Here is a 22,782-nt window from a genome sequence, read left to right on the forward strand (position 1 = left end):
CGGACCAGCCACGGGTGGGTCGGCGCAGTGGCGCGTCAAGGAGGTCACGTGGCGGGGCAAGGCGGGGTCACCAACATGTTCAGCCGCCCGCGGTCCGGGGCTGAGCTAAGCGAGGTGCGGGCGTGACCAAGCAGATCCGTCAACTGGACCGGGTGGTCATCCGTTTCGCCGGTGACTCCGGCGACGGCATGCAGTTGACCGGCGACCGGTTCACCTCGGAGACGGCGCAGCTGGGCAACGACATCTCCACGTTGCCCAACTTCCCGGCCGAGATCCGGGCACCCGCCGGCACGCTCCCGGGTGTGTCGAGCTTCCAGGTGCACTTCGCCGACTATGACATCCTGACCCCCGGCGACGCGCCGAACGTCCTGGTGGCGATGAACCCAGCGGCCCTCAAGGCCAACCTGGGCGACCTGCCGCGCGGGGCGGACATCATCGTCAACACCGACGAGTTCACCAGGCGCAACCTGGCCAAGGTGGGCTACCAGACCAGCCCGCTCGAGGACGACTCGCTCGCCGGCTACGTGGTGCACCCGGTGGCGCTGACCTCGATGACGGTCGGCGCGCTGGCCGAGCACGACGTGTCCAAGAAGGACGCCGAGCGGGCCAAGAACATGTTCGCCCTCGGCCTGCTCTCCTGGATGTACTCCCGGCCGTACGAGTCGACGCTGCGCTTCCTCGGGCGCAAGTTCGCGGCCCGGCCCGAGCTGGTCACCGCGAACGTGGCCGCCTTCAAGGCCGGCTGGAACTTCGGCGAGACCACCGAGGACTTCTCGGTGCGCTACGAGGTGAAGCCGGCGAAGATGCTGCCCGGCACCTACCGGAACATCACCGGCAACGCGGCGCTCTCGCTCGGCCTGGTGGCCGCCGGCGTGCGCTCGGGGCTGCCGGTCTTCCTCGGGGCGTACCCGATCACCCCGGCCTCGGACATCCTGCACGAGCTGAGCAAACACAAGCGGTTCGGCGTAATCACCATGCAGGCCGAGGACGAGATCGCCGCGGTCGGCGCGGCGCTGGGCGCGTCGTACGGCGGCTCGCTCGGCATCACCACCACCAGCGGTCCCGGTGTCGCGCTCAAGAGCGAGACCATCTCACTGGCCGTGGCGCTGGAGCTGCCGCTGGTGATCGTGGACGTGCAGCGGGCCGGACCGTCCACCGGCATGCCGACCAAGACCGAGCAGGCCGACCTCAACATGGCGCTGTACGGCCGGCACGGCGAGGCGCCGGTCGCGGTGATCGCGCCGAAGTCGCCGTCGGACTGCTTCCACGCGGCGCTCGAGGCAGCCCGGATCGCGCTGACCTACCGCACCCCGGTGCTCCTGCTGTCGGACAACTACGTCGCGAACGGCTCCGAGCCGTGGCTGCTGCCCGACGTCGAGTCCCTGCCCGACCTGCGGGTCGAGTTCGCCACCACGCCCAACGGCGAGGACGGCACCACCTTCCTGCCCTACCTGCGCGACCCGGAGACCCTGGCCCGGCCGTGGGCCATCCCGGGCACGCCGGGGCTGGAGCACCGGATCGGCGGGCTGGAGAAAGCCGACAAGACCGGTGACATCTCGTACGACCCGGCGAACCACGACTTCATGGTGCGCACCCGGGCGGCCCGGATCGAGACCATCCCGGTGCCCGACATCGAGGTGGAGGACCCGGACGGCGACGCCCGGGTGCTGGTGCTCGGCTGGGGCTCCACGTACGGCCCGATCGGCGCGGCCTGCCGTGGCCTGCGCCAGCGCGGGCTCTCCGTGGCCCAGGCCCACCTGCGGCACCTGGCCCCGATGCCGGCCAACCTCGGCGAGGTGCTGCGCGCCTACGACCGGGTGGTCATCCCCGAGATGAACCTCGGCCAGCTGGCCCAGGTGATCCGGGGCCGCTACCTGGTCGACGCGATCGGCTACAACCAGGTCCGCGGCCTGCCGTTCACCGCCGCCGAGCTGGAGACGATGCTGGAAGAGGTGCTGAAGAATGTCTGAGCCCGTCGCCCTCAAGCTCACCGCCAAGGACTTCAAGTCCGACCAGGAGGTGCGCTGGTGCCCCGGGTGCGGTGACTACGCGATCCTCGCCGCGGTGCAGCAGTTCATGCCCGAGCTGAACATCCCCCGCGAGAACATCGTCTTCGTCTCCGGCATCGGCTGCTCGTCGCGCTTCCCGTACTACATGAACACCTACGGGATGCACTCGATCCACGGTCGCGCCCCGGCGATCGCCACCGGCCTGTCGGTCTCCCGCCCGGACCTGTCGGTCTGGGTGGTGACCGGTGACGGCGACGCGCTCTCCATCGGCGGCAACCACCTGATCCACGCGCTGCGCCGCAACGTCAACCTCAAGATCCTGCTCTTCAACAACCGGATCTACGGTCTGACCAAGGGCCAGTACTCCCCCACCTCCGAGGTCGGCAAGATCACCAAGTCGACCCCGGCCGGTTCGGCGGATGCTCCGTTCAACCCGCTGTCGCTGGCGCTCGGCGCGGAGGCCACCTTCGTCGGCCGCACCATCGACTCGGACCGCAAGCACCTCCAGTCGGTGCTGCGGGCCGCCGCGGAGCACCAGGGCTCGGCGTTCGTGGAGATCTACCAGAACTGCAACATCTTCAACGACGGCGCGTTCGACCAGCTCAAGGAGCCGGACACCCGGGACGACTACCTGATCCGGCTGGAGCACGGGCAGCCGATCACCTTCGGCAAGGACGGGCAGTTCTGCGTCGTCCACCCGCCGGGCGGCTTCGGCCTCGAGGTCCGGGAGACCGCGACCACCCCGGCCGGGGAGATCGTCGTGCACGACGCGACGGTCACCGACCCGGCGTACGCCTTCGCGCTGTCCCGGCTGCCCGGTCTGGACCTGCGGAACACCCCGATCGGCGTGTTCCGCTCGGTCGACCGCCCGTCGTACGACAGCGTGGTGCAGGAGCAGCTCGCCACGGCGAAGGCCACGGTCACCGAGACCCCCGAGCAGCAGCTCGCCGCCCTCCTCTCCAGCGGCGACACCTGGACCATCGTCTAGCTCCACCGCGCTTTCACGGAAAGAGTGGCCATCCCCTCGGGACTGGCCACTCTTTCTCTGTATGCGTGCGCGGAGGGGGTCAGGAGGTGGTGGCGGTGGGGCGGTCGTCGCGGACGTGGACCAGCATGTCGCCGGTCTCGATCACCGCGGCGGCCTTGTCCATGAGGGTGACCACCTTGCCGCGCCGGACCAGCGCGATCACCAGCGCCTCCAGCTCGCGCGGCGACTTGCCCACCTCGTGCCGCTCGGCCGAACGCATCGCCAGCGCCATGCCCTGGCCCGGGGTGAGCAGGTCCTCCACCACGTCGATCAGCGGCGGCGCCGAGGTGGAGAGGCCGAGAAGCCGGCCCGCGGTGGCCGAGGAGACGATCACGTGGTGCGCGCCGCTCTGCCGCAGCAGCGGGGCGTTCTCCGCCTCCCGAACCGCCGCGATGATCCGGACCTGACCGGCGGTGAGCTGCCGGACGGTGAGCGCCACCAGCACCGACGCGTCGTCGCTGTCGGTCGCGATGATCACCGACTTGGCGTTGCGGACGTGCGCCTCCTCCAGCACCGACGAGCGGGTGGCGGAGCCCTCGATGGCGACCAGCCCGGCGGAGGTGGCCTGCCGCAGGGCGGCGCCGCTGCGCTCCACCACCACGATCCGGGACTTGTCCAGGCCGTTCTCCAGCAGGGCGGAGACCGCGCTTCGGCCCTTGGTGCCATAGCCGCAGATGATGACGTGGTCCTTCACGGTTCTCCTCCACCGCCCCAGGCGACGGCCGGTCCGGTACTGCTCGGTCAGGACTTCCAAGGTGGTGCCAACCAGGATGATCAGGAAGATCACCCGGGCGGGGGTGATGAACAGGACGTTGACCAACCGGGCCGACGGCGAGAACGGGGTGATGTCGCCGTACCCGGTCGTCGAAAGGGTGACCACCGCGTAGTAGGCGCAGTCGAGCAGGGTCAGCCCGTTCTCGTCGACGTCGCGGTAGCCGGCCCGGTCGAGGTAGACCACTGCCACGGTGAGGACCACCAGGCCCAGGGCGGCGGCCAGGCGGAGGCTCAACGCGCTGAGCGGGCCCCGCCGCTGCGCCGGGAAATGGATCACCGTCGGTCCTGCTCCCCCTGGGTCGCCTGCACGCCCACAACATAGCGGTTGGCGGGGAAAGCGCACCCCGGGGTGGCGTACCGGGCCGGTAGGCGGGGCCGGGACCGGGCATGATGGGGAGGTCCCGGGACGCCGACCACGAGGAGGCCCGCATGTCGCTGCTGCGCCGGGTGATCGGTGGGGTGCTGCGCCGGGTACGCCTGCGTCAGGGCCGCACGCTGCGCGAGGTGGCCAAGGCAGCCGGCGTCTCGCTGCCCTATCTCTCCGAGGTGGAGCGCGGGCGCAAGGAGGCCTCCTCGGAGGTGCTCGCCGCGATCTGCCGCGCCCTCGGAATCAGCCTGTCGGACCTGCTGGAGGGGGCCCGCGACGACCTGCGCCGGGTCGAGCCGCGGATCCCCGCCGCGCCCCGGGCCGCCCTGGCCCGGCTGGAGCGGGTGCCGGTCGCCCGCCGCGACGCCACCGGCCCGACCCTCCGGATCGGCTTCCACGCCGGCGGGCCCAACGCACGGACGGCCGCGCCGGTGCCGCGGCCGGGCGGGTCGATGTCGCCCGTCGGCGCTTCCATGCCGCACGTGGGCCGGCCGATGTCGTCCGTCGGCGGTGCGGGCGGGCCGTTGCTGCACGTCGTCGGATCCCTGCCGCCCCTGGGTTTGGCCGTGCACGTCGGCGGGGCGACGCTGCACGGCGGCTCGCCCGTCGGCGGGTCCGGCCTGCGGGTCCGGCTGATCGCCTTGGCGCCGGCCGGGCACCCTGGTCCGCGTACCCGCCGGGCGCTGGCCCGGAGGCGGGCCCGGGCGGGCCGGCGGCGACTGACCGCCGGTTAGGCCGGCCGGTTCTGCCCACGGCCGATCTGCCGCCGGCAGAAACGCTGGGGCCGCGACCACCGCCGGGCGCAGGCTGGAGGCGCCGGTTCCCGGGCGGTGCGGTCGCCCGCCGGCGCGTGGAGGGCGGTCGCGATGATCGGGTACGGCGTGCGAATGCTGGACGGCGGCCAGCCGTCCTTCGGTGACCAGGTGTACGAGCGGCTGCTGCGGGAACGGATCGTCTTCCTCGGCACCGAGGTCACCGACGCCTCGGCGAACCAGATCTGTGCGCAGATCCTGCTGCTAGCCGCCGAGGACGCCGAGCGGGACATCTACCTCTACATCAACTCGCCGGGCGGCTCGGTCAGCGCGGGGATGGCCGTCTACGACACCATGCGCTACGTCAGGAACGACGTGGCGACCCTGGCGCTCGGCTTCGCCGGCTCGATGGGTCAGTTCCTGCTCTGCGCCGGGGCGGCGGGCAAGCGTTTCGCGCTCCCGCACTCGCGGATCATGATGCACCAGCCCTCGGGCGGGATGGGCGGCACGGCCGCCGACATCACCATCCAGGCGGAGAACATGCTGCACGTGAAGCGGACCATGCAGGAGCTGACCGCCGAGCACAGCGGGCGCACCCTCGACGAGATCCAGCGCGACTGGGACCGGGACCGCTGGTTCACCGCCGGGCAGGCCCGCGACTACGGCCTGATCGACCAGGTGATCACCCGCGCGGACCAGCTCGGGGTGTGACCCGCGGCGGAAAAGACGGCGGCCGGCGGGATGGACTCCCGCCGGCCGCCGCTCGCGCGTCGGGTCAGGGCAGGTCGACGAAGTCGTCGAGGAAGCCCCGCGCGCTGTCAGTGTCCATCCGGTACACCACGTTGGTGGCGTAGCAGGGAGAGTCGCCGGTGATGGTGGTGGCGGCGAGGATCCGCCGGCCCTCGACGGTGACGAAGTTCGGGCCGCCGGAATCGCCGTAGCAGGCGCCGCCGTAGCCCCGCGACTCGTTCATCGCCAGGCGTACCCAGGTCTTGTTGAGCGCGTCGAAGCCGACGTCGGCCTTCATCCGGGCGCCGCCGCCCGGGTGGGTGTGGCCGCCGGGGCCGCGCAGGGCCTCCTCGGTGCCGTACCCCATGACCTCCCAGCGGGCCGCGTCGAGCGCGCGGGAGCCGAGGGCGTCGAGCTGGCCGGCGGACGGCAATACGGCCGGGGTAAACGGCCAGCGCTCCGCCAGCGTGGCGGCCCCGGCGTCGCCGAACTCGATCACGCCGATGTCGTGCGAGTCGGCCGAGTTGCCCGGGTAGTCGGGGCTGGTGTGCTCGGTGCCCTCGACGCCGACCTTCGCGGCGACCGCGGCCGGGCTGAGCCCCTTGGCCTTGGCCGCGTCCAGCTCAGCCTGCACGTTCTGGGCGAGCGAGACGTAGAAGCGCACGCCCGGCGCCCAGTCGGTGGTGCAGTGGGCGGCGGTGAGGAAAGTGTTCCGGTCGACCATGGTGCCGGTGCAGTACCAGTCGACGACGTCCGGCGTGGCCGGGTCGAGGTCGTTGTCCCACTGCACGACGAGCGCCCCGACCTCGGTGCGTTCGGGCGCGGGCTGCGCGTGGTAGGTGTTGATCGCCGACGCCGGACCGGCGCCGGCCAGGACCGCGGCGAGCGCCCCGGCGGTCAGTGTGGAGAGCAGTGCGGTACGACGCAAAGGGTCCTCCGGGTGGTCACGTGAAGACGAGGACGACCGATGCCGGACGCGCCCCCTCGATCGCGTCCGACCAGGTCACGACCCACCGTGACCCGCGGTCGACATACATGGGAGCCTATGCCGGGGCGGCCCAGCGCGCGGCGCGGGAAGGCGCAGCGCTTTCCGGCCAATTCTCGTTACATCGCCCGTCGTTCGTCGGCGGGCCCTGGCCTCCTTGACAGGAGCATCGGAAAGTCTAGACTTACCGTTCGTGGCCACTTACCAAGGGCGGATGTTGGACGCCCTGGGCGACGCGACCCGGCGGTCCATCTTCGAGCTCCTCGCCGCCGGTCCCCGTTCCGTCGCCGAGATCGCGGCCGGCCTGCCGGTCAGCCGTCCCGCGGTCTCGCAACACCTGAAAGTCCTCAAGGAAGCCCGACTCGTCTCGTCCACCGCCGTGGGCACCCGCCGCGTCTACGCGCTCGACCCCCAGGGTCTGGCCGCCGTACGCGGCTACTTCGACCAGTTCTGGAACCAGGCCCTGGCCGCGTTCGCGCAGGCCGTAGAGCACCAGCCCGAGGAGACACCATGACAACAGAGACCACCGGGCCGACCGTCGTCCGCACCAGCGTCGAGGTCGCCGCCCCACCCGAACACGCCTTCAGTGTCTTCACCACCGGCATGGACCGCTGGTGGGAACGCTCGCACCACCTCCAGTCCGGCGAACTCAAGCAGGTCGGCGTCGACCCGCAGGTCGGTGGCCGACTGTGGGAGGAGAACGACGCCGGCGAGGTCTGCACCTGGGGCCGGGTCCTCACCTGGGACCCGCCGCGCACCTTCGCCTTCTCCTGGCTGATCGGCCCCGACTGGAAGCCGCCGGCCCCGGACGCCCCCGGCAGCCGGGTCACCGTCACCTTCACCCCGACGGAGGCCGGCACCCGGGTCGAGCTGGTGCACGACCGGCTCGACGCGCACGGGTCCGGCTGGGAGGGCGTACGGGACGCGGTCGCCAGCGATGGCGGCTGGCCGGCCGGGCTGCGGATGTACGCCGCCACCGTCTGACGCTCAACGGCGGTCCGACCGCGACGGCAGCAGGCGCCCCGGTCCCCGCCGGGGCGCCTGCCGGCCGGCGATGGCCGAAGAACCACCAGCGGCGGGAACAGGCGGAACAGTGATCGTGAATCAAGGCTGTGACCTGGTGCCCCCGGCAGGATTCGAACCTGCGACACACGGTTTAGGAAGGGGGTTACCGCTTCATCGGCTGCTGGGCCTACTAGCAGTGCAAACGGCACTCCCCCGGTCGACGCCGCCATGATCGTTCCACGAATAGTCCGGATCTTGTCCTCACTCGTCGGCTGGCCGCTAGCGACTGACCTGGTTGCTGTCAGCGTTGCTGTCGGGCCGACATCTTCGCGCCGCCGCGTGGTACGAATGCTTCAAGCCTGAGACAAAGCCGGCAGAACGGGCGAGAAGATGACGACGAGCGGTGCCAAGCTGCTGCGAGGACCCGAGGAGCCGCGGACAAACTTTCTGGAGCTGTTCTTCGACCTGGTGTTTGTCGTCGCGCTCGTCCAGCTCTCGCACGGGCTGGTCCAGGATCTCCGGTGGAGCGGCGCCTTCCAGACGCTGGTGCTGCTGTTGGCCATGTGGTGGGTCTGGATCATGACAGCGGTGACAACCGACTTGTATGACCCACAACGGGCGGCGATACAGCTGCTGGTCACCGTGACCATGCTCAGCAGCTTGGTGATGGTGGTCGCGGTGCCCGACGCGTTCGGCGAGCGAGGTCTGGTCTTCGCAGGCGGGTACGTCGCCATCCATGTCGGCCGCCAACTCTTCCTCGTCCTCGCCCTGCGTGGCCACGAGTTGCAGAGCAGAAGCATCCGGGTGCTGTTCTGGTTCGGTGTGTCCGCGGTGCCGTGGATCGCTGGAGCGGTCACGCACGGTGCGGCGCGTGGGGCGCTGTGGACGCTGGCGGTGGCCGTGGACTACGCGGCGGTCCCGCTCCGCTGGCCCACGCCGGGGCTGGGTCGCTCACCTAAGGCGGATCTGGGCGTCCTGGGCGAGCACCTGGCCGACCGCTTCCGGCAGTTCTTTATCATCGTGCTCGGCGAGTTGATCCTGGTCTCCGGTTTGACCCTTTATGGCAGCGGCTTCGCGGCTGATCGGAGCGCGGCGTTCGTGGTGTCGTTCGCCACCACGGTGCTGTTCTGGCGGATCTACATCTACCGCGCCGGGGAACTGTTGGCCGAGGCTGCCGCAGCGGCCCCGGACCCGACCCGCGTCGGCTTCGCGGCGACATACTCCCACCCGATCATGGTGGCCGGCATCGTCGTCACCGCCGTCGGCGTCGAACTCGTCATCGCCCATCCACTCGGACACACGCAACCGGCCTGGATCACCGTCATCCTCGGCGGACCCGCGCTGTTCCTGGCCGGGCGTGCCGGGCTCGAATACGCCGTCTTCGCCCGCGTATCCCGGAACCGGCCGATCGGCGTGCTCGTGCTGGCCGCCCTGGCACCGGCGATGCTGTTCGTGCCGCCGCTGCTGGCCGCCCTCGCCGCGACCGCAGTCCTGGCCGGGATCGCCGTCACCGACACGGCCCGCGCGAGAGGACGCCCACTCGAGCCGCCGTCACCACCCGGCTAGGCGGAAGTGTCACCCACGTCTGGAGACTGTTCTGTCACGGACGTCCTGAGACCCGACAACGCCGGCTCACAGAGGCGGTCCGGCAGGAGTCCAACCGCCGGGGCATCAGCTAGACGTCGGCATTCAAACCCGCCTGCTGATTCGCCTCTGTCTGTGGGAGTCCGGAGACTTGGAGCAACTGACTGACGACAACGCGCAGTTGCGAGACGACGACAGCCCCGGAGAACTCGAGACCCTCGGCGCACGCCTCGTTGGCGTCATTGATCGCCCTTAGCGCTCGCTCCCGCCCACGATCCGGCTCCCGTCCGGCGAGGAAGTCACGATGCAGGAGCCTGAACGCTTGGCCGAAGTGCTCGATCGCTGCTGGAAGACCGGCCGGCAGCGGCTCCCGGGCGCGTATGGCCAACGCGGCCCATTGCACCATCTCGCGGCTGTTGGTGTAGGCGAGTTCAAGGTGCTCGGCCGCGTGCTCGTACCGGCGCATGATGCCCAGCCGTCGTCTCCGCCACGGTGAGAGACGCGCGACCTCGCATGCTGCGGCGACCATCTCGGTCGTGTTGCGTCTTGCCGCCTCTGCCACACCCAGCCGTTGCAGCGCGTCCTCGGCCTGCTGGGCGTCGCGTTGCGCCAGCGCGTTGGCGGTAGCGGTCATTTCACGGGCAATGGCATCGACTGTCGGACCGGCGGCGAGGAGTCCACCGTCAACAGCCGGATCGATGAGGCGTTGACCGGCGTCGCCTGGCCCGACACCCCAGCTGACCTGGGCAGGCGAAGTTAAAATCATTCCGCGTATTTTCCGCGACCTACGACGGCCGATTCTGGTGGCCTACGGCTGCATACGCCGGCCACTCGAGCGCTGCGCGTATTGCCAGCTCAGGTAGCGTTTTCGCTGATCTTCGAGGTGCCCCCGGCAGGATTCGAACCTGCGACACACGGTTTAGGAAACCGATGCTCTATCCCCTGAGCTACGAGGGCGCGAGTGCCCAGCGTACCTGCCAGTGGATACCCACAAGTGCCCAGGAGGGCCCTCCCGTGCCGCGCGGTGTCGGCTGCCGTTGCGCCGACCGGCGGAGCACACATGGAGCATGCAATCGCCGGCCGGGCGGTTTCCGTGCCAGTCCCTGCCCAGCGCTGACCAAGGCGGCCCAGCAGCGCCCACGACTCACCGAGCAGATTCCGCGCGAGCAGCAGGGATCAACAGGGTCGGGCAGGCTCCTCATCTGGCAGAGCCGGCTCCCGCCCCCGTTCACTTCGTCGGCGGCCTCGGTGGCGACGGGACCTATCAGCGCCGAGCACTCTAGCAACCTGGACCCTTTGATCCGTAGGAGTGTCCGCTATCCACCCACACCTGGCTCGCCTCGCCGCCAAGTCCTAGCCGGCGTTCAAGGTGATGGCAACTGTTGGCGTCGGGCTGGGTTCAGGTCGGGTCAGGTTGAGCTGCGGTAACCACTCCGCCAGCCGCCACCGCCCTTACGGCAGTGTGCGGCGTGCGGGTTGATGGCAAGCGGGTCGAGTGGATCATGCAGCAGTGGGGGTTCGTGGGCCAGCACCTGGGCCGCCGCAAACGCACCACGATCCCGGATCCGGCCGCGCCATTGGCGCATTGCCCGACCTGGCCCGCGTGATGGTGGTGTCAGAACCTGCCGCGGCACAGCACCGTCCCCGCTGCCGTGGGCGGTTGACGCAAGCCGCACCGGTGCTGGTTGTGGCCCGCGGCCCGGCGTAGCTGCGCCAGGCGGGTACCCAGTGTTCGCCAGTCATTCTCATGATCGTGCAGACGCGCCACGCGCTGACCACCGCATCGTCGGCGTTCACGCGGCCCCGGTTTTGATAGGGGCGTAAGTCTATGAGTTGGTGGATTACGACGACGTCAAGAGCGTGACGGCAGTTGTGACCTGCCGGCGGATGATCGTGTGGTGGGAGTCGTCTCTCGCGCGGCTGTGGTGTCCGGCGGCGGCGTGAGCGAGGAACCAGTGCGCGGCCCAGACGCGGTGCCAGCCCAGTGCCCACCGGTGTGCGGGAAGCCCGCCGCGACGGCTCGCCGCGTCTGGGTGGCCGCCAACGTGAATGTAGGCATGGATGAGTCGGTTCAGATGCTGGGGTTGGGCAGGAGCGCGGGTGCCGAACCAGGTGGCCAGGTCCAGCAGGCCCGGGCCGTTGAACGCTTTGGCGAGGTCGAGGAGCCTGGTGCCCTTGGTGCCGACGTGAATCGATGTCGGGTGAAGCTCGCCATGGCATACGCCGAAGGGTGGTCGCTCGGCGCCGGCTGCCAGTGCCCTGGCGCACGAGGCGAGGCGCTGTAATGCCCGGTTGATATCCCATGCGTTGAGGAAGCGGCCCTGACGTTGCAATGCGGCGAGCGCGGCCAGCCCTCGTTCGGGCAAGCTCGTCAGTGCTTCCTCGTCGAAGGTGTCGAGGTGGCCGAGGACCGGGGTGGCGTGAAGCGATGCGGCCGTGGTTGCGGCGTCCTTCTCGGTCGCGGTCCGCACGGGTAAGCCGAGGTCCTCCGTGAGCATTCCGAGCGTCTGGTCGCGTATAGCCCAGGCTTGTACTGCGACGACTGGGATGCCGTGGTCGGCGAGGTTGATCAGGGTTTCCGCTTCGGTTGTGAACGGCTTCACCGCGAACTTGAAGATCACGCTGGTGTCGGTGGTCAGGTGGAGTCGTTCGACTCCTGACAGTTCCCAGATCCTGATGACTTCGGAGGCTGTCATCGTTGCGCCGGCCTCAAGCAGCACATGCTGGCGGATGACGTCCACCGTGGCTTGGCTCCACTGGGCCGTGCTCATCGGGCCGCCCGCGGGTGCACGTTCGATGTAGCCCCGTCGAGCAGATGCAGCACGGCCTCCAGTGCCGCTGCCAGACTGGCAGGGGCGTGGCGGCGACAGGCGGAGCTGTATGCCCGGAAGTACGGGAGCAGGGCGAGCAGCGTCGGTCGCCTGCTAAAGAAGTCGGTGACGTCCCCGCTGGCGCGGGCGCGGCGTAGTAGCGAGGTGAGGGCGACGATCTTGTCGGCTGTTGAGGCGAGCACGACAGCGGCGTCCTCGACGAGGATCGGCGGATCCGGCTGGTCGAGCGCCTGATGCTCGGCGTGCAGCGCGGCGATGATCCGGGGCACTTCCAGGCCGTAATCCTCAATCAGCGTCCGGTACAGGTGCTCCCCCGGCGGGGCGAAGTCCGGCACATCATGAAGAAGGGCTGCCGCGATCAGGGCTGGTTCGGGGGCGGCGACGTGGTCGCCGATGGTGACTGCGACACGAACGGCGTGTGCGAGGGCGGGCCGGTCATCGATCGTGTGGCCGATGCACCAGCGCCGGGCGTCCCGCAGTGCCCGGTCAACGAGCAGAGGACGGGGATGGGACAAGACCGTCATACCGGTACCTCCTGGTTGTCGTAGCATCGATGCCGTGACGGGTCTGCGGTCGGAGTGGTGTGAGCAGACCTGCGCGGTGTGCCCGGCTCAGGAGCTGGGGCCGGGCCAGTTCGACGTGGTCGACCGGCCCGGCCCCGAGTTCGCCTACAACAAGGACGTGGGGTGGCGCGTCGCGCCGTCCGGCACCGCAGTCTGTGTGCACCCCTACCGGGTCGGGTTGCCTCCCGGCCGCTACGCCTCCGCCGGGGAGCCTCTTCCGGTGGAGTCCGCCCGGCCGGCGCCGACCGCTGCCGCCCTTGAGCTACCCACCGAGCTGGTCGACCTTGAAGGGTGGCTGGTAGCGGTGTTGCGGAACGCTGACCCGGACGGCATCTTCACGGCAGTGGCGCGCGCGGAGCGGCTCGCCGGTGAACGGTTCGACCCTCGGCAGGTGGTGGCCGCGATGCGCCGGGTCCTGTCGGTGGAGCTCGCTAACCGCTGACCGGCATGGCAGCGGCCGGTGAGGTCGGCGCGTCGAAGTCGAGGTCGTGGCTGCTGCCGTCGCGCCCGAGCCCGGCCTGCTGGTAGTGCGCGTTGAGCACGGCCAGGCGGCGGGACACTTCGGCGGAGTCGAGCCAGTACCGCAGCGGCTGCTCGCCCCAGCCGGCGGCGGCGTAGTAGGCGTCGGTGATGCACCCGCGGGTGTAGGTAAACTCCTCGAGCTCGGTGGCGTGCGCGAAGACGACCTGCAGGTCGGCCTGCATGCGGGACATGAGCGTGAACTGGGCCAGCACCGCGTGGATCATCTCGTCGACCGGTGCCGGCACGAGCAGCTCTGCGGCCTGCTCGTCGCCGCCGGAGAGCTCGAACACCGCGGCCTTGAGCGCCAGGACGCGCAGGGCCTCGGTCAGCAGCGGTCCGGCGTCGCGCTGCAGGGACCAGCGGCTGATGGACGGGTAGCCGGTGAACGTGGCCCAGCAGCTGGAGTACTTCATCGAGGAGCTGTGCAGCCGGTCGTAGGCCGGGTGGTCCTTCATCCGGTCGAGGATTTCGGCGGCGCACTGGCCGACCGCAGTGCACTCGGGCATGTTCTCCGAGGTCATGGCCTTTCCCTTCTGACGACGGTACCGACGCTGACGCGCCGCTGGTTTGGACGTGAGATTCCCGCTGCCTCGGCAGAAGGCGGCGTAGTGACGCCTTCAAGGGGACACCGTCACCGCTGATGTCGGTAAGGGTTGTCAGCCGCCTTCGACAATCGGCCGACATCGCGACAGGGAGCTGCAAACCGCAGCCACCCAGCGGTGTAGATATCGAGGATGCTCGCGCTCCATCACGCAAGCGACTCGGAGCCCTGGGGTGACTGGGAAGGTGTCGACAAGCCCGTTGGGGCAAGCGATGACATTTTGTTGACATTGTCGGCCCCCGGGCTATGAGCTCCCGACACATAAGATCGGCATGGAGACGGAGGCCGTGATCGATCGATAGCGAGTTCGTCGGGTGCAGATGAGATGACTGAGGAAGCCATGCAGGGCGCGGTTGGCCTCGACGAACGCTGGCAGCAGCTCGGGCGCCAGCTCGCACGTCTCCGCGCTCTGGCCGGCTACACGCAGCACTCTCTAGCGCCGCTGCTTCACTACGGGCGTAGCACCATCGCTAACGTGGAGGTTGGCCGTCAACGGCCCCCGAGGCGGTTCTGGGAGCGTTGCGACGAGGTCCTCGACACCGGTGGGCAGCTGACGGCAGCGTTCGATCAGCTGCAAGTGCTCCGGCGTGCCGCTGGAGGGACAGGCTCGGCATCACAGGGCTTTTTTGGCGGACCGCCAGCCAGCCAGATCCAGCCCGAGCTCGTGGAGGAGAACAAGGAGATGCACCGCCGGGAGTTCATCGAAGCCGCCGCGATGCTCGCGGCGGGCGGCGCGGCCTTGGTATGCCCCGCGGCAGGCCGTCGCATCGGCTTAGCGGACGTGGAGGAGCGTGTGAGGCGCACGGCGCGGCTGCGGCGCCTCGACAACTACCTTGGTGGCGTCGACACGCTACGGCTTTATGAGGCCGAACTCCGAGCGACGATGGCCATGTTCAACACGACGTCGTTCAGCCAGTCGACGGCCAAGGCCCTGCTGTCACTCCTCGCCGAGCAGGCCCAATTGGCCGGCTGGGCGGCCTTTGATGCAGGCGAGAACGCCCACGCGAACACTATGTTCGCCATCAGCCGGTCCATCGCCGTGCAGGCAGACGACGTGCAGTTGGCGGCCAACGCCATGGCGTTGTCGGCTTACCTGCGGGCGAGCCTCGGCCAGCCCGACATCGCCACCGCGGAAGCGTCCCGTGTTCCCATGAACGCCGGTGCCAGCCCCGCAGTTCAAGCCCTGCTGCTGGAGCGACTCGCGTTCACCTACGCGGTCGCCGGTCAGGAAAGGCAGGCCATCGCCGCGCTCGACGCCGCGCATGATTCAGTCGCCCAACCTGGAACCGACGTTGCTCCGGACTGGGCGGCATGGGTCGATCACGACGAGATTCAGATCATGACCGGCCGTGTCTGGGCGGAGCTACGGCGCCCACTGAGGGCAATTCCTGAGCTGGAAAGCGCCCTTGAGCGATTCGACGACACGTATGCACGGGACAAGGCCCTTTATTCCACCTGGCTGGCTGAGGCCTACCTCGATGCTGGTGAGGTGGAGCGGGCGGCGATCCTGCTGGACCGGTCCAGGCGCCTCTGCCGTGGTGTCGCGTCTCCGCGTCCCGCCATTCGGATCGCCACCGTGCGCCGTCGCATCGCACCTCTTAAGCTTGATCTTTAACCCGTGCGGCGTGGACGGGGATTGACAGACTTCGTCTTCTTTGCAGCCGGTGTCTTGGCGTTCGTGGTGGTCGCGGTGTGGACGTCGTAGCGCGGGGTGGGGTGGGTGTTGCGGCGGCCGGGTGGTCGTCCTGGTCCTGGCTGGGAGGGTTTCGGTGCGCTGGCGGGGCAGGTGGCCTTTGTGCGGAGGTGCGAAACCCTCGGCGGACGCGGGCGGGTGACAGACGCTGCGGTGGGCAGGTTTCTCCCAGGGGCGGCGCAGGTCGGCGGCGAGGGCGCGGGCCAAGGCGGAGCTGGGTGTAGGCGGCGAGGATCAGCCAGGTCCATCGGTCGGCGGCTTGTGGGGTGCGGATCTTGGGGCAGGTCCAGCCGAGGGGTCTGTTTGAACAGGCGGAACGTGTGTTCGATGTCGAATCGGCGTAGGAACGTCTGCCAGAGCCGGTCGACGTCGGCGGCGGTGGCGTCGACGCCGGACCACCACAGTCAGACCGGCTTCGGGGTCGCGCCGCTGGGTAGATGGTCGACTTCCAGCCGGATGACGGTTCCCTCGATGACCGGCAGTACCTTCGCCGAGTCGATCCAGGCGGATCGGTACGTCAACCGGGGGTGCAGTCGGTCCCAGGCGCGAGCCCACGCGCTGCCGTAGAGACGGGTGTCGGTGATCGTGGCCGCGTCGGGTTCGCCCCAGGTGGTGGGATCGCCGAAGACGAACTCGCCGCCGTGGCGGGGCGGACGGCCGACCGTTCCCGGCTGCCGGGGCGGCACTGCCCGGCGTAGTACCCGGTCTGAGCGCATCCGAGCGAGGACCTGCACGGGCAGGTCACGCAGGAGAAACGCCAGTCGGGGCGCGTCGTAACCAGCATCGGCCACGACCAGGATGTCCGGGTCCCCGGCCTGCCACTGTCCGGCCGCGATCAGCCGGCCCACGATGTCTCGCAGCTGACCAGCGGTGACCGTGGCCGCGTCGTCACCAGGCGCCAGCCGCACCGCGTCCAACGGCGCGGTCCACGAACTGCGACCAGATTCCAGGGCCACGACCATCGAGTACGGCCAGCCCGGGATCATGATGGTCTGATCCTTGCCGCGGCCGTAGGTGTGACACAAGATCCGCTGCGGCGAGGTGTGCGCGTCCGGCCGCAGCCAACAGGTGATGTCGACCGCCAGGACGAGACGCCCGTCAGCTGCCCGGGGCAACGGCACCGCCGCGAGGGCCGTGCGCAGCCGATCGATGTCCAGCCGGCCGCAGGCGAGGGCGTCATACAGCGCCCCGTGACCCCGACGGTGCTCACCCACCAGCGACAACTCCACCAGCGACCGGACCGGACCGTCGGCGCACAACACCGCGTCCGTCAGGTCGAACAACGCGTCAGCCCGAGCGGTCAAGCAGCCGTAGAACTCCCGCCGGAACCCCGCCAACTCCCCGACGGCATCGGTCGGACGACGGTCATGCACACTGGTCACCAGAACAGCCCTTGGTTATTGATGTTCTTCCCTAGACAAGAAGATCATCGACCAAGGGCTGTTTCCGTGATCGGTCAGGGTCCCTACAGGACCCTCGGAGGTTAAAGATCAAGTTAAGGCGCTGTCCGCAAGCGGGGACATCCCCGCGTAGGCCACCAGGCGCCGTCACGTGTCCTGCGAATCGGTGGCCTCAGTGATACTGCGGACCCATGCCAGGTAAGGCTCCGAACCAGCGACCACCCGCACTGCAGTTACCTCCGGGTTGGCCCACTCATGGTGCTCTTTGAGGTAGCTCTCCAGTGCGGGATACCGCCGGCTGCTGGACCTGAGCACCACCTGCCACTCCTGGCCTGTACCGAACTTCCCCTCGTGCCAGAACACGCAGTCCACGGGCCCGACGATCTGTCCACCAGCCGCCAGCCGCGCTTTCACAGCGCCCTCTGCCAGCCGCTGGGCGGCTTCCCGGCTACCTGCTGCGGTGTAGACCTGCAGAACCTCACTCATGCCCGCGACACTACGCATCCGTGCGTCGATGCGTCGCCTGCGACTGCCGGTCCTATCCGTTGCCCACGGACCTCGATCACGCCAGATCGGCTGATCCGTGCGTGGCTTCCCACGGCGGCATCGTCTTCGTGCGGAGCGTTGGTGACCACCACGGCGGCTGAGCGCAGACTCCTCGATCACTGACCACTTGTCGAGACCTCAGGGAGTATCTGCCGGCCAACGTGCTGTCGGCAGATTGTCGCGATCTACGGCTCGCCCCTGTCCGACATCAAGGTCCGCCCCATTGGCTGTAGTCGTGTCCCACACGCCAGCCGGGGCTGTTAGTCACTCCTACGGGCGCGGCTTGGCGTGGGAACCGGTCACCCCCCTTGCAATCCGTCCGGAAGGTCCTTCATGTACGACCCTGACGAGCTGCTGCGATACGGCTATCAGCAGGAGCTGAGCCGGCAACTGCGGTTCCGCGACCTGATGGCGTACGGCCTGGTGTACATGGTGCCGATCGCGCCGATGGCGATCTTCGGCAGCGTGTACGCCGCCTCGGGCGGGATGGTGGCCCTGGCCTACGCGATCGGCGTGGCCGCGCTGGTGTTCACGGCGTTCTCCTACGCCCAGATGGTCAAGGCGTTCCCCATGTCGGGCAGCGTCTACAACTACGCCGGCCGTGCCGTGCACCCGGCGGTCGGCTTCCTCGCCGGCTGGGTGATCCTCCTCGACTACGTGTTGGTGCCCGGGCTGCTGTACCTGGTTGCGTCGGTGGCGATGCACGCGAGCGTGCCGTCGGTGCCGGTCTGGGTGTGGGTGCTCGGGTTCGTCGCCGTCAACACGGTGGTCAACTCGGTGGGGATCCGGCTGACGGCGGCGGTTACCCGGGTGATGCTCGTCGGCGAGCTGATCGTCCTGGGGATCTTCCTCGTCGTGGCCGCAGCGGCGCTGGTCGCCGGGAAGGGCCGCTTCAGCTGGGAGGCCTTCTACAACCCGCAGACTTTCACCTGGTCGCTCATCGCTGGGGCGGTGTCGGTGGCGGTGTTGTCGTTCCTGGGCTTTGACGGGATCTCCATGCTCGCCGAGGAGAGCCGGGACGGTTCCCGGCAGGTCGGACGGGCGATGGCGGCCGTTCTCGTCCTCGCCGGGGTGCTGTTCATCGCCCAGACGTGGCTGGCCGCCATGCTGGTCCCCGACTCTGCCGGTCTCCTGCACGGGGGCGACCCGAACGGCACCGCCTTCTATGACGCCGCCGGCGCCGCTGGCGGGAACTGGCTGGCGACGCTGTGCGCGGTCGCGACCGCGATCGCGTGGGGGCTGCCGAACTCGATGGTCGCCCAGGTCGCCACCAGCCGGCTGCTGTACGCGATGGCTCGCGACCGGCAGCTGCCCCGCTTCCTGGCGAAGGTGTCGTTGCGACGCAGCGTCCCGATCAACGCCACCCTGCTCACCGGCGCGGTGTCCCTCACCCTCGGCCTGTACATGGCCACCCGCACAGACGGCATCACCCTGCTGTCGTCGCTGATCAACTTCGGGGCGATGGTCGCCTTCCTGGTCCTGCACGTCTCGGTGGTCGTGCATCACCTCATCCGCCGCCCAAGCCGCAACTGGTGGGCGCACCTCGTCATGCCGGCGGTGGGATTCGTGATCCTCGCCTACGTGGTGATCAACGCCAACATCGCCGCGCAGCGTCTCGGGCTGGCCTGGCTCACCCTCGGCGTGCTCGTCCTCGCCGGCCTGTATGCCACCGGCCGTCGCCCCGTGCTGTCCGGACTGGCGCCGGTCCAGCCGCTGCGGCACGACGCGGAACGGGTGTGAACGCCATGGACAAGACCGTGTACCGGCCGACCCGCGACGAACTGGCCTACACCTTCGGCGGCCGGATGCCCGTGGCGCACCTGCGCTCCGGTGACATGCTGCAGGTCTACACCGAGGACTGCTTCGGCGGCCTGGTCCGCGGACCGGCCGATCTCCCCTCACAAAAGTGCCGCATGCCCTACCTGAACCCCGTGTCCGGCCCGTTCTTCGTCGAAGACGCCGAGCCCGGCGACACCCTGGCCGTCCACATCTGCGCCATCGTCCCGGCCAGGGACTGGGGAGTCTCGACGACCTTCCCGCACTTCGGGGCGCTGACCTCCACCACGCACACCGCCACCCTCCAACCGCCCCTCGAAGAACGGGTATGGGTGTATCGGATCGACCGACGCGCGGGCACCGTGCGGTTCGCAGCAACGGACAGCGACCACAGCATCGACCTGCCCCTCGAGGCGATGATCGGCACGATCGGCGTCGCCCCCGGCGGATTCGAAGCCCGATCCACCATCGTCGGCGACACGCACGGCGGCAACCTCGACACCCCGCAGGTACGCGCCGGCACCACCGTCTACCTCGGGGTCAACGTGCACGGGGCGATGCTCGCCCTCGGCGACGCCCACGCCCGACAAGGCGACGGCGAAGCCTGCGGCGCCGGCATCGAAATCGCCGCCACCACCACCCTCATCGTCGACGTCATCAAAGCCGAGCCCACACCGTGGCCGCGACTGGAAACCGACACGTCGATCATGTCCGTGGGATGCGCCCGCCCCCTCGAAGACGCCTACCGCATCGCCCACCACGACCTCGTCGGCTGGACCAGCAAGCTCACCGGCCTGCACGTCCTCGACGCCTACCAGCTTGTCTCCCAGATAGGCCAGGCGCCCATCGGCAACGTCTGCGACCCGAACTACACCGTCCTCGCCGCAGCCGACAAGGCGCTACTGCCCACAACCGCCGCCCCGTATAACGGGAGACACGACCGGTTGCGGCAGCTCACCGCCGCCCAGCAGGAGGGCAGCCGATGAGCCTCCCGCTCCCCCGCCTGCCGCTGCGCGACGAGCTCTACCTCCTCGGCCACGACGACGACACCGGTCAGCTCCACCTGCACCAGCGGGCCCTCGCTCTCGGCCTCGCCGGCGCCGTGCTGATCGACTTATTCCTCGCCGGACGGATCCACCTCGGCCCCCGCGACGACGTCCGAGCCGCCACCGACCAGCGCATCCGCCTGCACACCGACACACCCGTTGGCGACCTGATCGCGGACTCCGCTCTCTCCTCGATCCGGCACGCTGCCCCGCCGCTGAGGATGTGGCTTCGAACCTCTTCCACCGACATGTACGACCGCACCCGAGCCGGGCTCGTCGCGGCGGGCATCCTGCGCCAGCACAGCCAGCGACGCCTCGGCGGCCTCCTCCGCACCGACAGCTACCAAGCCACCGACCGCAAATGGGCGATCGTCGCCCGAGCCCGGCTGCGCTACCTGGTCGCCGGCCGGGAACAACCCGACAACCACACCGCCGCCCTCGCCGGCCTCACCGCCGTCCTCGGACTCACCGAACACCTCTACCTCGACCACGACACCACCACCGTCACCACACACCTGAAGGCGATCGCCGATCAGCACTACCAGGCCGTACGCGACATCACCACCGCCGTCGACGCCACCATCGGCGACCTCGCCACCGCCGCCTACCGCTAACCTCGCGCCACACCAAAGGACTCCGACACGTGCCCGCCCTGCCCCGCATCCGCGCCGCCCGCTGGACCGACAAACGCTCAGGTCGGGCTCGTCCGCTCTAGCTGATTCGGGCGGACCCGGAACTGAGTGGTTCCGTCCTCGGCTTCCACGTGGTCCGGATCAGTGCTAACGACAAGGACCTGGTCCTCCTGCTGGCCGACGACGTAGCACCGCACGAACGCCGGCCGGGGGAGAGAAGCGCCAGGAAGGATGCCGTCATCCGTGAAGAAGATCGGGACCTTGTCGACGAAGAACCAGCTTCGTCCGTCGGCGTCGATCAGCCGCACACGGACCCACCCCGGCCAGTCTTCGTCGACCCATGCGATCGCCGCGCAGCGCAGCAATCCGGCGGAACTCATCACCGGGCTGATCCTGCCAGGTCGCCACCCTTTGTCGGCGCGGCTATCTGGGGCACACAGGGGGCACGAGACACTGTCAAACGTTGTCGACTAGTGAGCAGCCCTGGCAGCCTGAGACGCCGTGTGAGCAGGTGTCGAATGCTGTTCCCGCTGGTGAGCCAATCACGGCTCGCAGTTCCGCTTCAACGTCTGACACGCAGTGCGGAGGTGCGGGGCTCAGGCCGGGGTGGGTTGCGACGGCGGGGCCCGGCGGTAGCTGGCCGGGTTGAATCCCCTCGGCACGTCGCAGTGTTGCGGTAGAACTGTGGAGTGAGCCGAACTCGGCTGGAGGTCTTCAGCGATGCGGTCTTCGCGGTCGCGATCACCCTACTAGCGCTGAACCTGGCGGTGGCCGGCCCGGGTCATGGCCCGCTCCTGCATCAAGTCGCGGACCACTGGCCTTCATTTGTCGCCTACCTGATCAGCTTCATGACGATCGGGCTCATCTGGGTCAACCATCACGCCCTCGTCCAGAACGTCGCCGTCGTCGACCGGACGCTGGCCCTCCTCAACCTCGTCCTGCTGGTGTTCGTCGTCCTCATCCCGGCAGATACGGCGACGGTGGCCAAGTACCTCGCGCTGGGCGGGCAGGACGCCCGGGTGGCGGTGCTTCTGTATGCGGCTGCCTTCATGGGGATGGGGTTCAGCTTCGCCGGGATCTTCGAATGGACCTTGCGTTCGGGGCGGCTCCGGCAGCCGTTGCCGAAGCGGGCCCGTTGGAAGGCGCGGCTGCGATTCGGGGTAGCGTCGGTCCTGTATCTGGCCGCGGTCGCCGTCGCCTTCGTCAGCCCGCCAGTGGCACTGGCCATCATCGCCGCCGTCCCCGTTTACTACATCTTCGAACGCCTCGAGGTGGTCGGCTCTCCTGCAGGCGACCGGCAGCAATGAGGCGCTGCCGAGCGAGGACCCAGCCCGGATTACGCGTCTGTCGTGGTGGCTAGCGGCCTGTTGCTCGGCGCGTTCCCTTCCTGGCTTACCGTTCGTGGCCTGGCGGATCGAGCGGCGTGGGAAGCCCGGGCCGTGGCTGGCGACAGCAACGGTGACAGCAAAGTCCATAGCTCGCGCGGGCCCGGCCCGTCCCGGAAGGCCATGCGGGATTGCTCGTATGGCTCCGGACGCGGGGAAAGGCGTCCTACGCTCTGGACAGATAGGGCCGCGCGCCCCTGCTGACCTGGCACAAGTTCGGGCAGCGCCCTCACCGGACTTGCCCCTCGCGAGGCAGGAGCCGGGGCATGCCATTTGTCGGCGGTAGGCGGGCGGAGACCACCCGCTCGACCTCAAAGGCGTTCAAAGCAGAAGGGAGGCCTGCGTGGCTGTCAAGACGGAAGCGCGAACGGGCGCCGCAGAAGTGCGGCCATTCAAGATCGAGGTCCCCGAGACGGACCTCGAGGATCTGCGCGCGCGCATCAGAGCCACGCGCTGGCCGAACAAAGAGACCGTCGACGATGACTCGCAGGGCGTGCCGCTCGCGCTCATGCAGGACCTCGCTCGCTACTGGGCGACCGACTACGACTGGCGCAA

At 69.1% G+C, this 22,782-nt stretch carries 22 protein-coding genes, 1 tRNA gene and 1 pseudogene; 14 read left to right on the forward strand and 10 right to left on the reverse strand.

Annotation, left to right across the window (positions count from 1 at the left end):
- The first annotated feature begins 122 nt into the window (after positions 1 to 122).
- A complete protein-coding gene (locus ACLQ2U_RS09125) occupies positions 123 to 1,970 on the forward strand; it encodes a 2-oxoacid:acceptor oxidoreductase subunit alpha (protein WP_425750103.1) in 1,848 nt (615 codons plus the stop codon).
- Positions 1,963 to 2,997: a 2-oxoacid:ferredoxin oxidoreductase subunit beta gene (locus tag ACLQ2U_RS09130; RefSeq protein ID WP_425750104.1), complete on the forward strand. Its 1,035-nt coding sequence runs from the start codon at positions 1,963 to 1,965 to the stop codon at positions 2,995 to 2,997. The genes ACLQ2U_RS09125 and ACLQ2U_RS09130 overlap by 8 nt, the downstream gene beginning before the upstream one ends.
- Before the next feature lie 79 nt (positions 2,998 to 3,076).
- On the opposite strand, the gene ACLQ2U_RS09135 is transcribed toward ACLQ2U_RS09130, so the two are convergent.
- Positions 3,077 to 4,087, reverse strand: a complete 1,011-nt coding sequence (locus ACLQ2U_RS09135) for a potassium channel family protein (RefSeq protein WP_425750105.1) — start codon at positions 4,085 to 4,087, stop codon at positions 3,077 to 3,079.
- 152 nt (positions 4,088 to 4,239) lie between these two features.
- On the opposite strand from ACLQ2U_RS09135, the gene ACLQ2U_RS09140 reads away from it, so the two are divergent.
- Complete coding sequence (locus ACLQ2U_RS09140; RefSeq protein ID WP_425750152.1) at positions 4,240 to 4,911, forward strand: helix-turn-helix domain-containing protein; 672 nt, start codon at positions 4,240 to 4,242, stop codon at positions 4,909 to 4,911.
- A gap of 132 nt (positions 4,912 to 5,043) precedes the next feature.
- A complete protein-coding gene (locus ACLQ2U_RS09145) occupies positions 5,044 to 5,640 on the forward strand; it encodes an ATP-dependent Clp protease proteolytic subunit (RefSeq protein ID WP_425750106.1) in 597 nt (198 codons plus the stop codon).
- Between the two features lie 64 nt (positions 5,641 to 5,704).
- Here the strand turns inward: ACLQ2U_RS09145 and ACLQ2U_RS09150 are convergent, their stop codons facing one another.
- A complete protein-coding gene (locus ACLQ2U_RS09150) occupies positions 5,705 to 6,586 on the reverse strand; it encodes a trypsin-like serine protease (RefSeq protein ID WP_425750107.1) in 882 nt (293 codons plus the stop codon).
- A 250-nt stretch (positions 6,587 to 6,836) separates the two neighbouring features.
- On the opposite strand from ACLQ2U_RS09150, the gene ACLQ2U_RS09155 reads away from it, so the two are divergent.
- From ACLQ2U_RS09155 to ACLQ2U_RS09165, 3 genes are all read left to right on the forward strand, one after another.
- A complete protein-coding gene (locus tag ACLQ2U_RS09155) occupies positions 6,837 to 7,157 on the forward strand; it encodes an ArsR/SmtB family transcription factor (RefSeq protein ID WP_425750108.1) in 321 nt (106 codons plus the stop codon).
- Entirely contained in the window at positions 7,154 to 7,627 is a 474-nt protein-coding gene (locus ACLQ2U_RS09160; RefSeq protein ID WP_425750109.1) for an SRPBCC family protein, read from the forward strand. The genes ACLQ2U_RS09155 and ACLQ2U_RS09160 overlap by 4 nt, the downstream gene beginning before the upstream one ends.
- 411 nt (positions 7,628 to 8,038) lie before the next feature.
- A complete protein-coding gene (locus tag ACLQ2U_RS09165; protein ID WP_425750110.1) occupies positions 8,039 to 9,214 on the forward strand; it encodes a low temperature requirement protein A in 1,176 nt (391 codons plus the stop codon).
- A 109-nt stretch (positions 9,215 to 9,323) separates the two neighbouring features.
- Here ACLQ2U_RS09165 and ACLQ2U_RS09170 read toward each other — a convergent pair whose 3' ends face one another.
- The 4 genes from ACLQ2U_RS09170 to ACLQ2U_RS09185 form a co-directional block, all read right to left on the reverse strand.
- Positions 9,324 to 9,998, reverse strand: a complete 675-nt coding sequence (locus ACLQ2U_RS09170) for a hypothetical protein (RefSeq protein WP_425750111.1) — start codon at positions 9,996 to 9,998, stop codon at positions 9,324 to 9,326.
- 118 nt (positions 9,999 to 10,116) lie between these two features.
- A tRNA-Arg gene (locus tag ACLQ2U_RS09175) sits at positions 10,117 to 10,189 on the reverse strand.
- A gap of 884 nt (positions 10,190 to 11,073) precedes the next feature.
- Positions 11,074 to 12,003: a phosphotransferase gene (locus tag ACLQ2U_RS09180; protein WP_425750112.1), complete on the reverse strand. Its 930-nt coding sequence runs from the start codon at positions 12,001 to 12,003 to the stop codon at positions 11,074 to 11,076.
- The gene (locus ACLQ2U_RS09185; protein WP_425750113.1) at positions 12,000 to 12,587 is read right to left on the reverse strand and encodes an HD domain-containing protein; all 588 of its coding nucleotides are present in this window, start codon (positions 12,585 to 12,587) and stop codon (positions 12,000 to 12,002) included. The genes ACLQ2U_RS09180 and ACLQ2U_RS09185 overlap by 4 nt, the downstream gene beginning before the upstream one ends.
- A gap of 34 nt (positions 12,588 to 12,621) precedes the next feature.
- Here ACLQ2U_RS09185 and ACLQ2U_RS09190 point away from each other — a divergent pair, with 34 nt between their 5' ends.
- Entirely contained in the window at positions 12,622 to 13,068 is a 447-nt protein-coding gene (locus tag ACLQ2U_RS09190) for a hypothetical protein (protein ID WP_425750114.1), read from the forward strand.
- On the opposite strand, the gene ACLQ2U_RS09195 is transcribed toward ACLQ2U_RS09190, so the two are convergent.
- The gene (locus tag ACLQ2U_RS09195; protein ID WP_425750115.1) at positions 13,058 to 13,669 is read right to left on the reverse strand and encodes a hypothetical protein; all 612 of its coding nucleotides are present in this window, start codon (positions 13,667 to 13,669) and stop codon (positions 13,058 to 13,060) included. The genes ACLQ2U_RS09190 and ACLQ2U_RS09195 overlap by 11 nt on opposite strands.
- A 405-nt stretch (positions 13,670 to 14,074) precedes the next feature.
- On the opposite strand from ACLQ2U_RS09195, the gene ACLQ2U_RS09200 reads away from it, so the two are divergent.
- Positions 14,075 to 15,364 (forward strand): helix-turn-helix domain-containing protein, encoded by a 1,290-nt coding sequence (locus ACLQ2U_RS09200; protein WP_425750116.1) that lies wholly within the window; start codon positions 14,075 to 14,077, stop codon positions 15,362 to 15,364.
- On the opposite strand, the pseudogene ACLQ2U_RS09205 reads toward ACLQ2U_RS09200, so the two are convergent.
- Together ACLQ2U_RS09205 and cutA are read right to left on the reverse strand one after the other, a co-directional pair.
- Positions 15,361 to 16,824: pseudogene (locus ACLQ2U_RS09205) on the reverse strand (NF041680 family putative transposase). The gene ACLQ2U_RS09200 and the pseudogene ACLQ2U_RS09205 overlap by 4 nt on opposite strands.
- Positions 16,825 to 16,989: 165 nt before the next feature.
- Positions 16,990 to 17,328, reverse strand: a complete 339-nt coding sequence (gene cutA / locus ACLQ2U_RS09210) for a divalent-cation tolerance protein CutA (RefSeq protein WP_425750117.1) — start codon at positions 17,326 to 17,328, stop codon at positions 16,990 to 16,992.
- Positions 17,329 to 17,721: 393 nt separating this feature from the next.
- Here cutA and ACLQ2U_RS09215 point away from each other — a divergent pair, with 393 nt between their 5' ends.
- Genes ACLQ2U_RS09215 through ACLQ2U_RS09225 form a run of 3 tightly spaced genes read left to right on the forward strand, consistent with a single transcriptional unit; the run spans position 17,722 to position 20,824 of the window.
- Entirely contained in the window at positions 17,722 to 19,128 is a 1,407-nt protein-coding gene (locus ACLQ2U_RS09215; protein ID WP_425750118.1) for an APC family permease, read from the forward strand.
- A 5-nt stretch (positions 19,129 to 19,133) separates the two neighbouring features.
- On the forward strand, positions 19,134 to 20,150 hold the full coding sequence (locus ACLQ2U_RS09220; protein WP_425750119.1) for an acetamidase/formamidase family protein: 1,017 nt from the start codon (positions 19,134 to 19,136) through the stop codon (positions 20,148 to 20,150).
- Entirely contained in the window at positions 20,147 to 20,824 is a 678-nt protein-coding gene (locus tag ACLQ2U_RS09225; protein WP_425750120.1) for a GOLPH3/VPS74 family protein, read from the forward strand. Before ACLQ2U_RS09220 ends, ACLQ2U_RS09225 begins: the two co-directional genes overlap by 4 nt.
- 77 nt (positions 20,825 to 20,901) lie before the next feature.
- Here ACLQ2U_RS09225 and ACLQ2U_RS09230 read toward each other — a convergent pair whose 3' ends face one another.
- Positions 20,902 to 21,225 carry a hypothetical protein gene (locus ACLQ2U_RS09230; RefSeq protein ID WP_425750121.1) on the reverse strand — a complete coding sequence of 108 codons (324 nt, stop codon included), beginning with the start codon at positions 21,223 to 21,225 and terminating at the stop codon, positions 20,902 to 20,904.
- Between the two features lie 306 nt (positions 21,226 to 21,531).
- On the opposite strand from ACLQ2U_RS09230, the gene ACLQ2U_RS09235 reads away from it, so the two are divergent.
- Positions 21,532 to 22,149: a TMEM175 family protein gene (locus ACLQ2U_RS09235; RefSeq protein WP_425750122.1), complete on the forward strand. Its 618-nt coding sequence runs from the start codon at positions 21,532 to 21,534 to the stop codon at positions 22,147 to 22,149.
- A gap of 421 nt (positions 22,150 to 22,570) precedes the next feature.
- Positions 22,571 to 22,782, forward strand: a 212-nt coding sequence (locus ACLQ2U_RS09240) for an epoxide hydrolase N-terminal domain-containing protein (protein WP_425750123.1), incomplete at its 3' end; no start/stop codon positions are given.

It is taken from the genome of Micromonospora sp. DT47, assembly GCF_049844475.1.
GTDB lineage: Bacteria > Actinomycetota > Actinomycetes > Mycobacteriales > Micromonosporaceae > Micromonospora.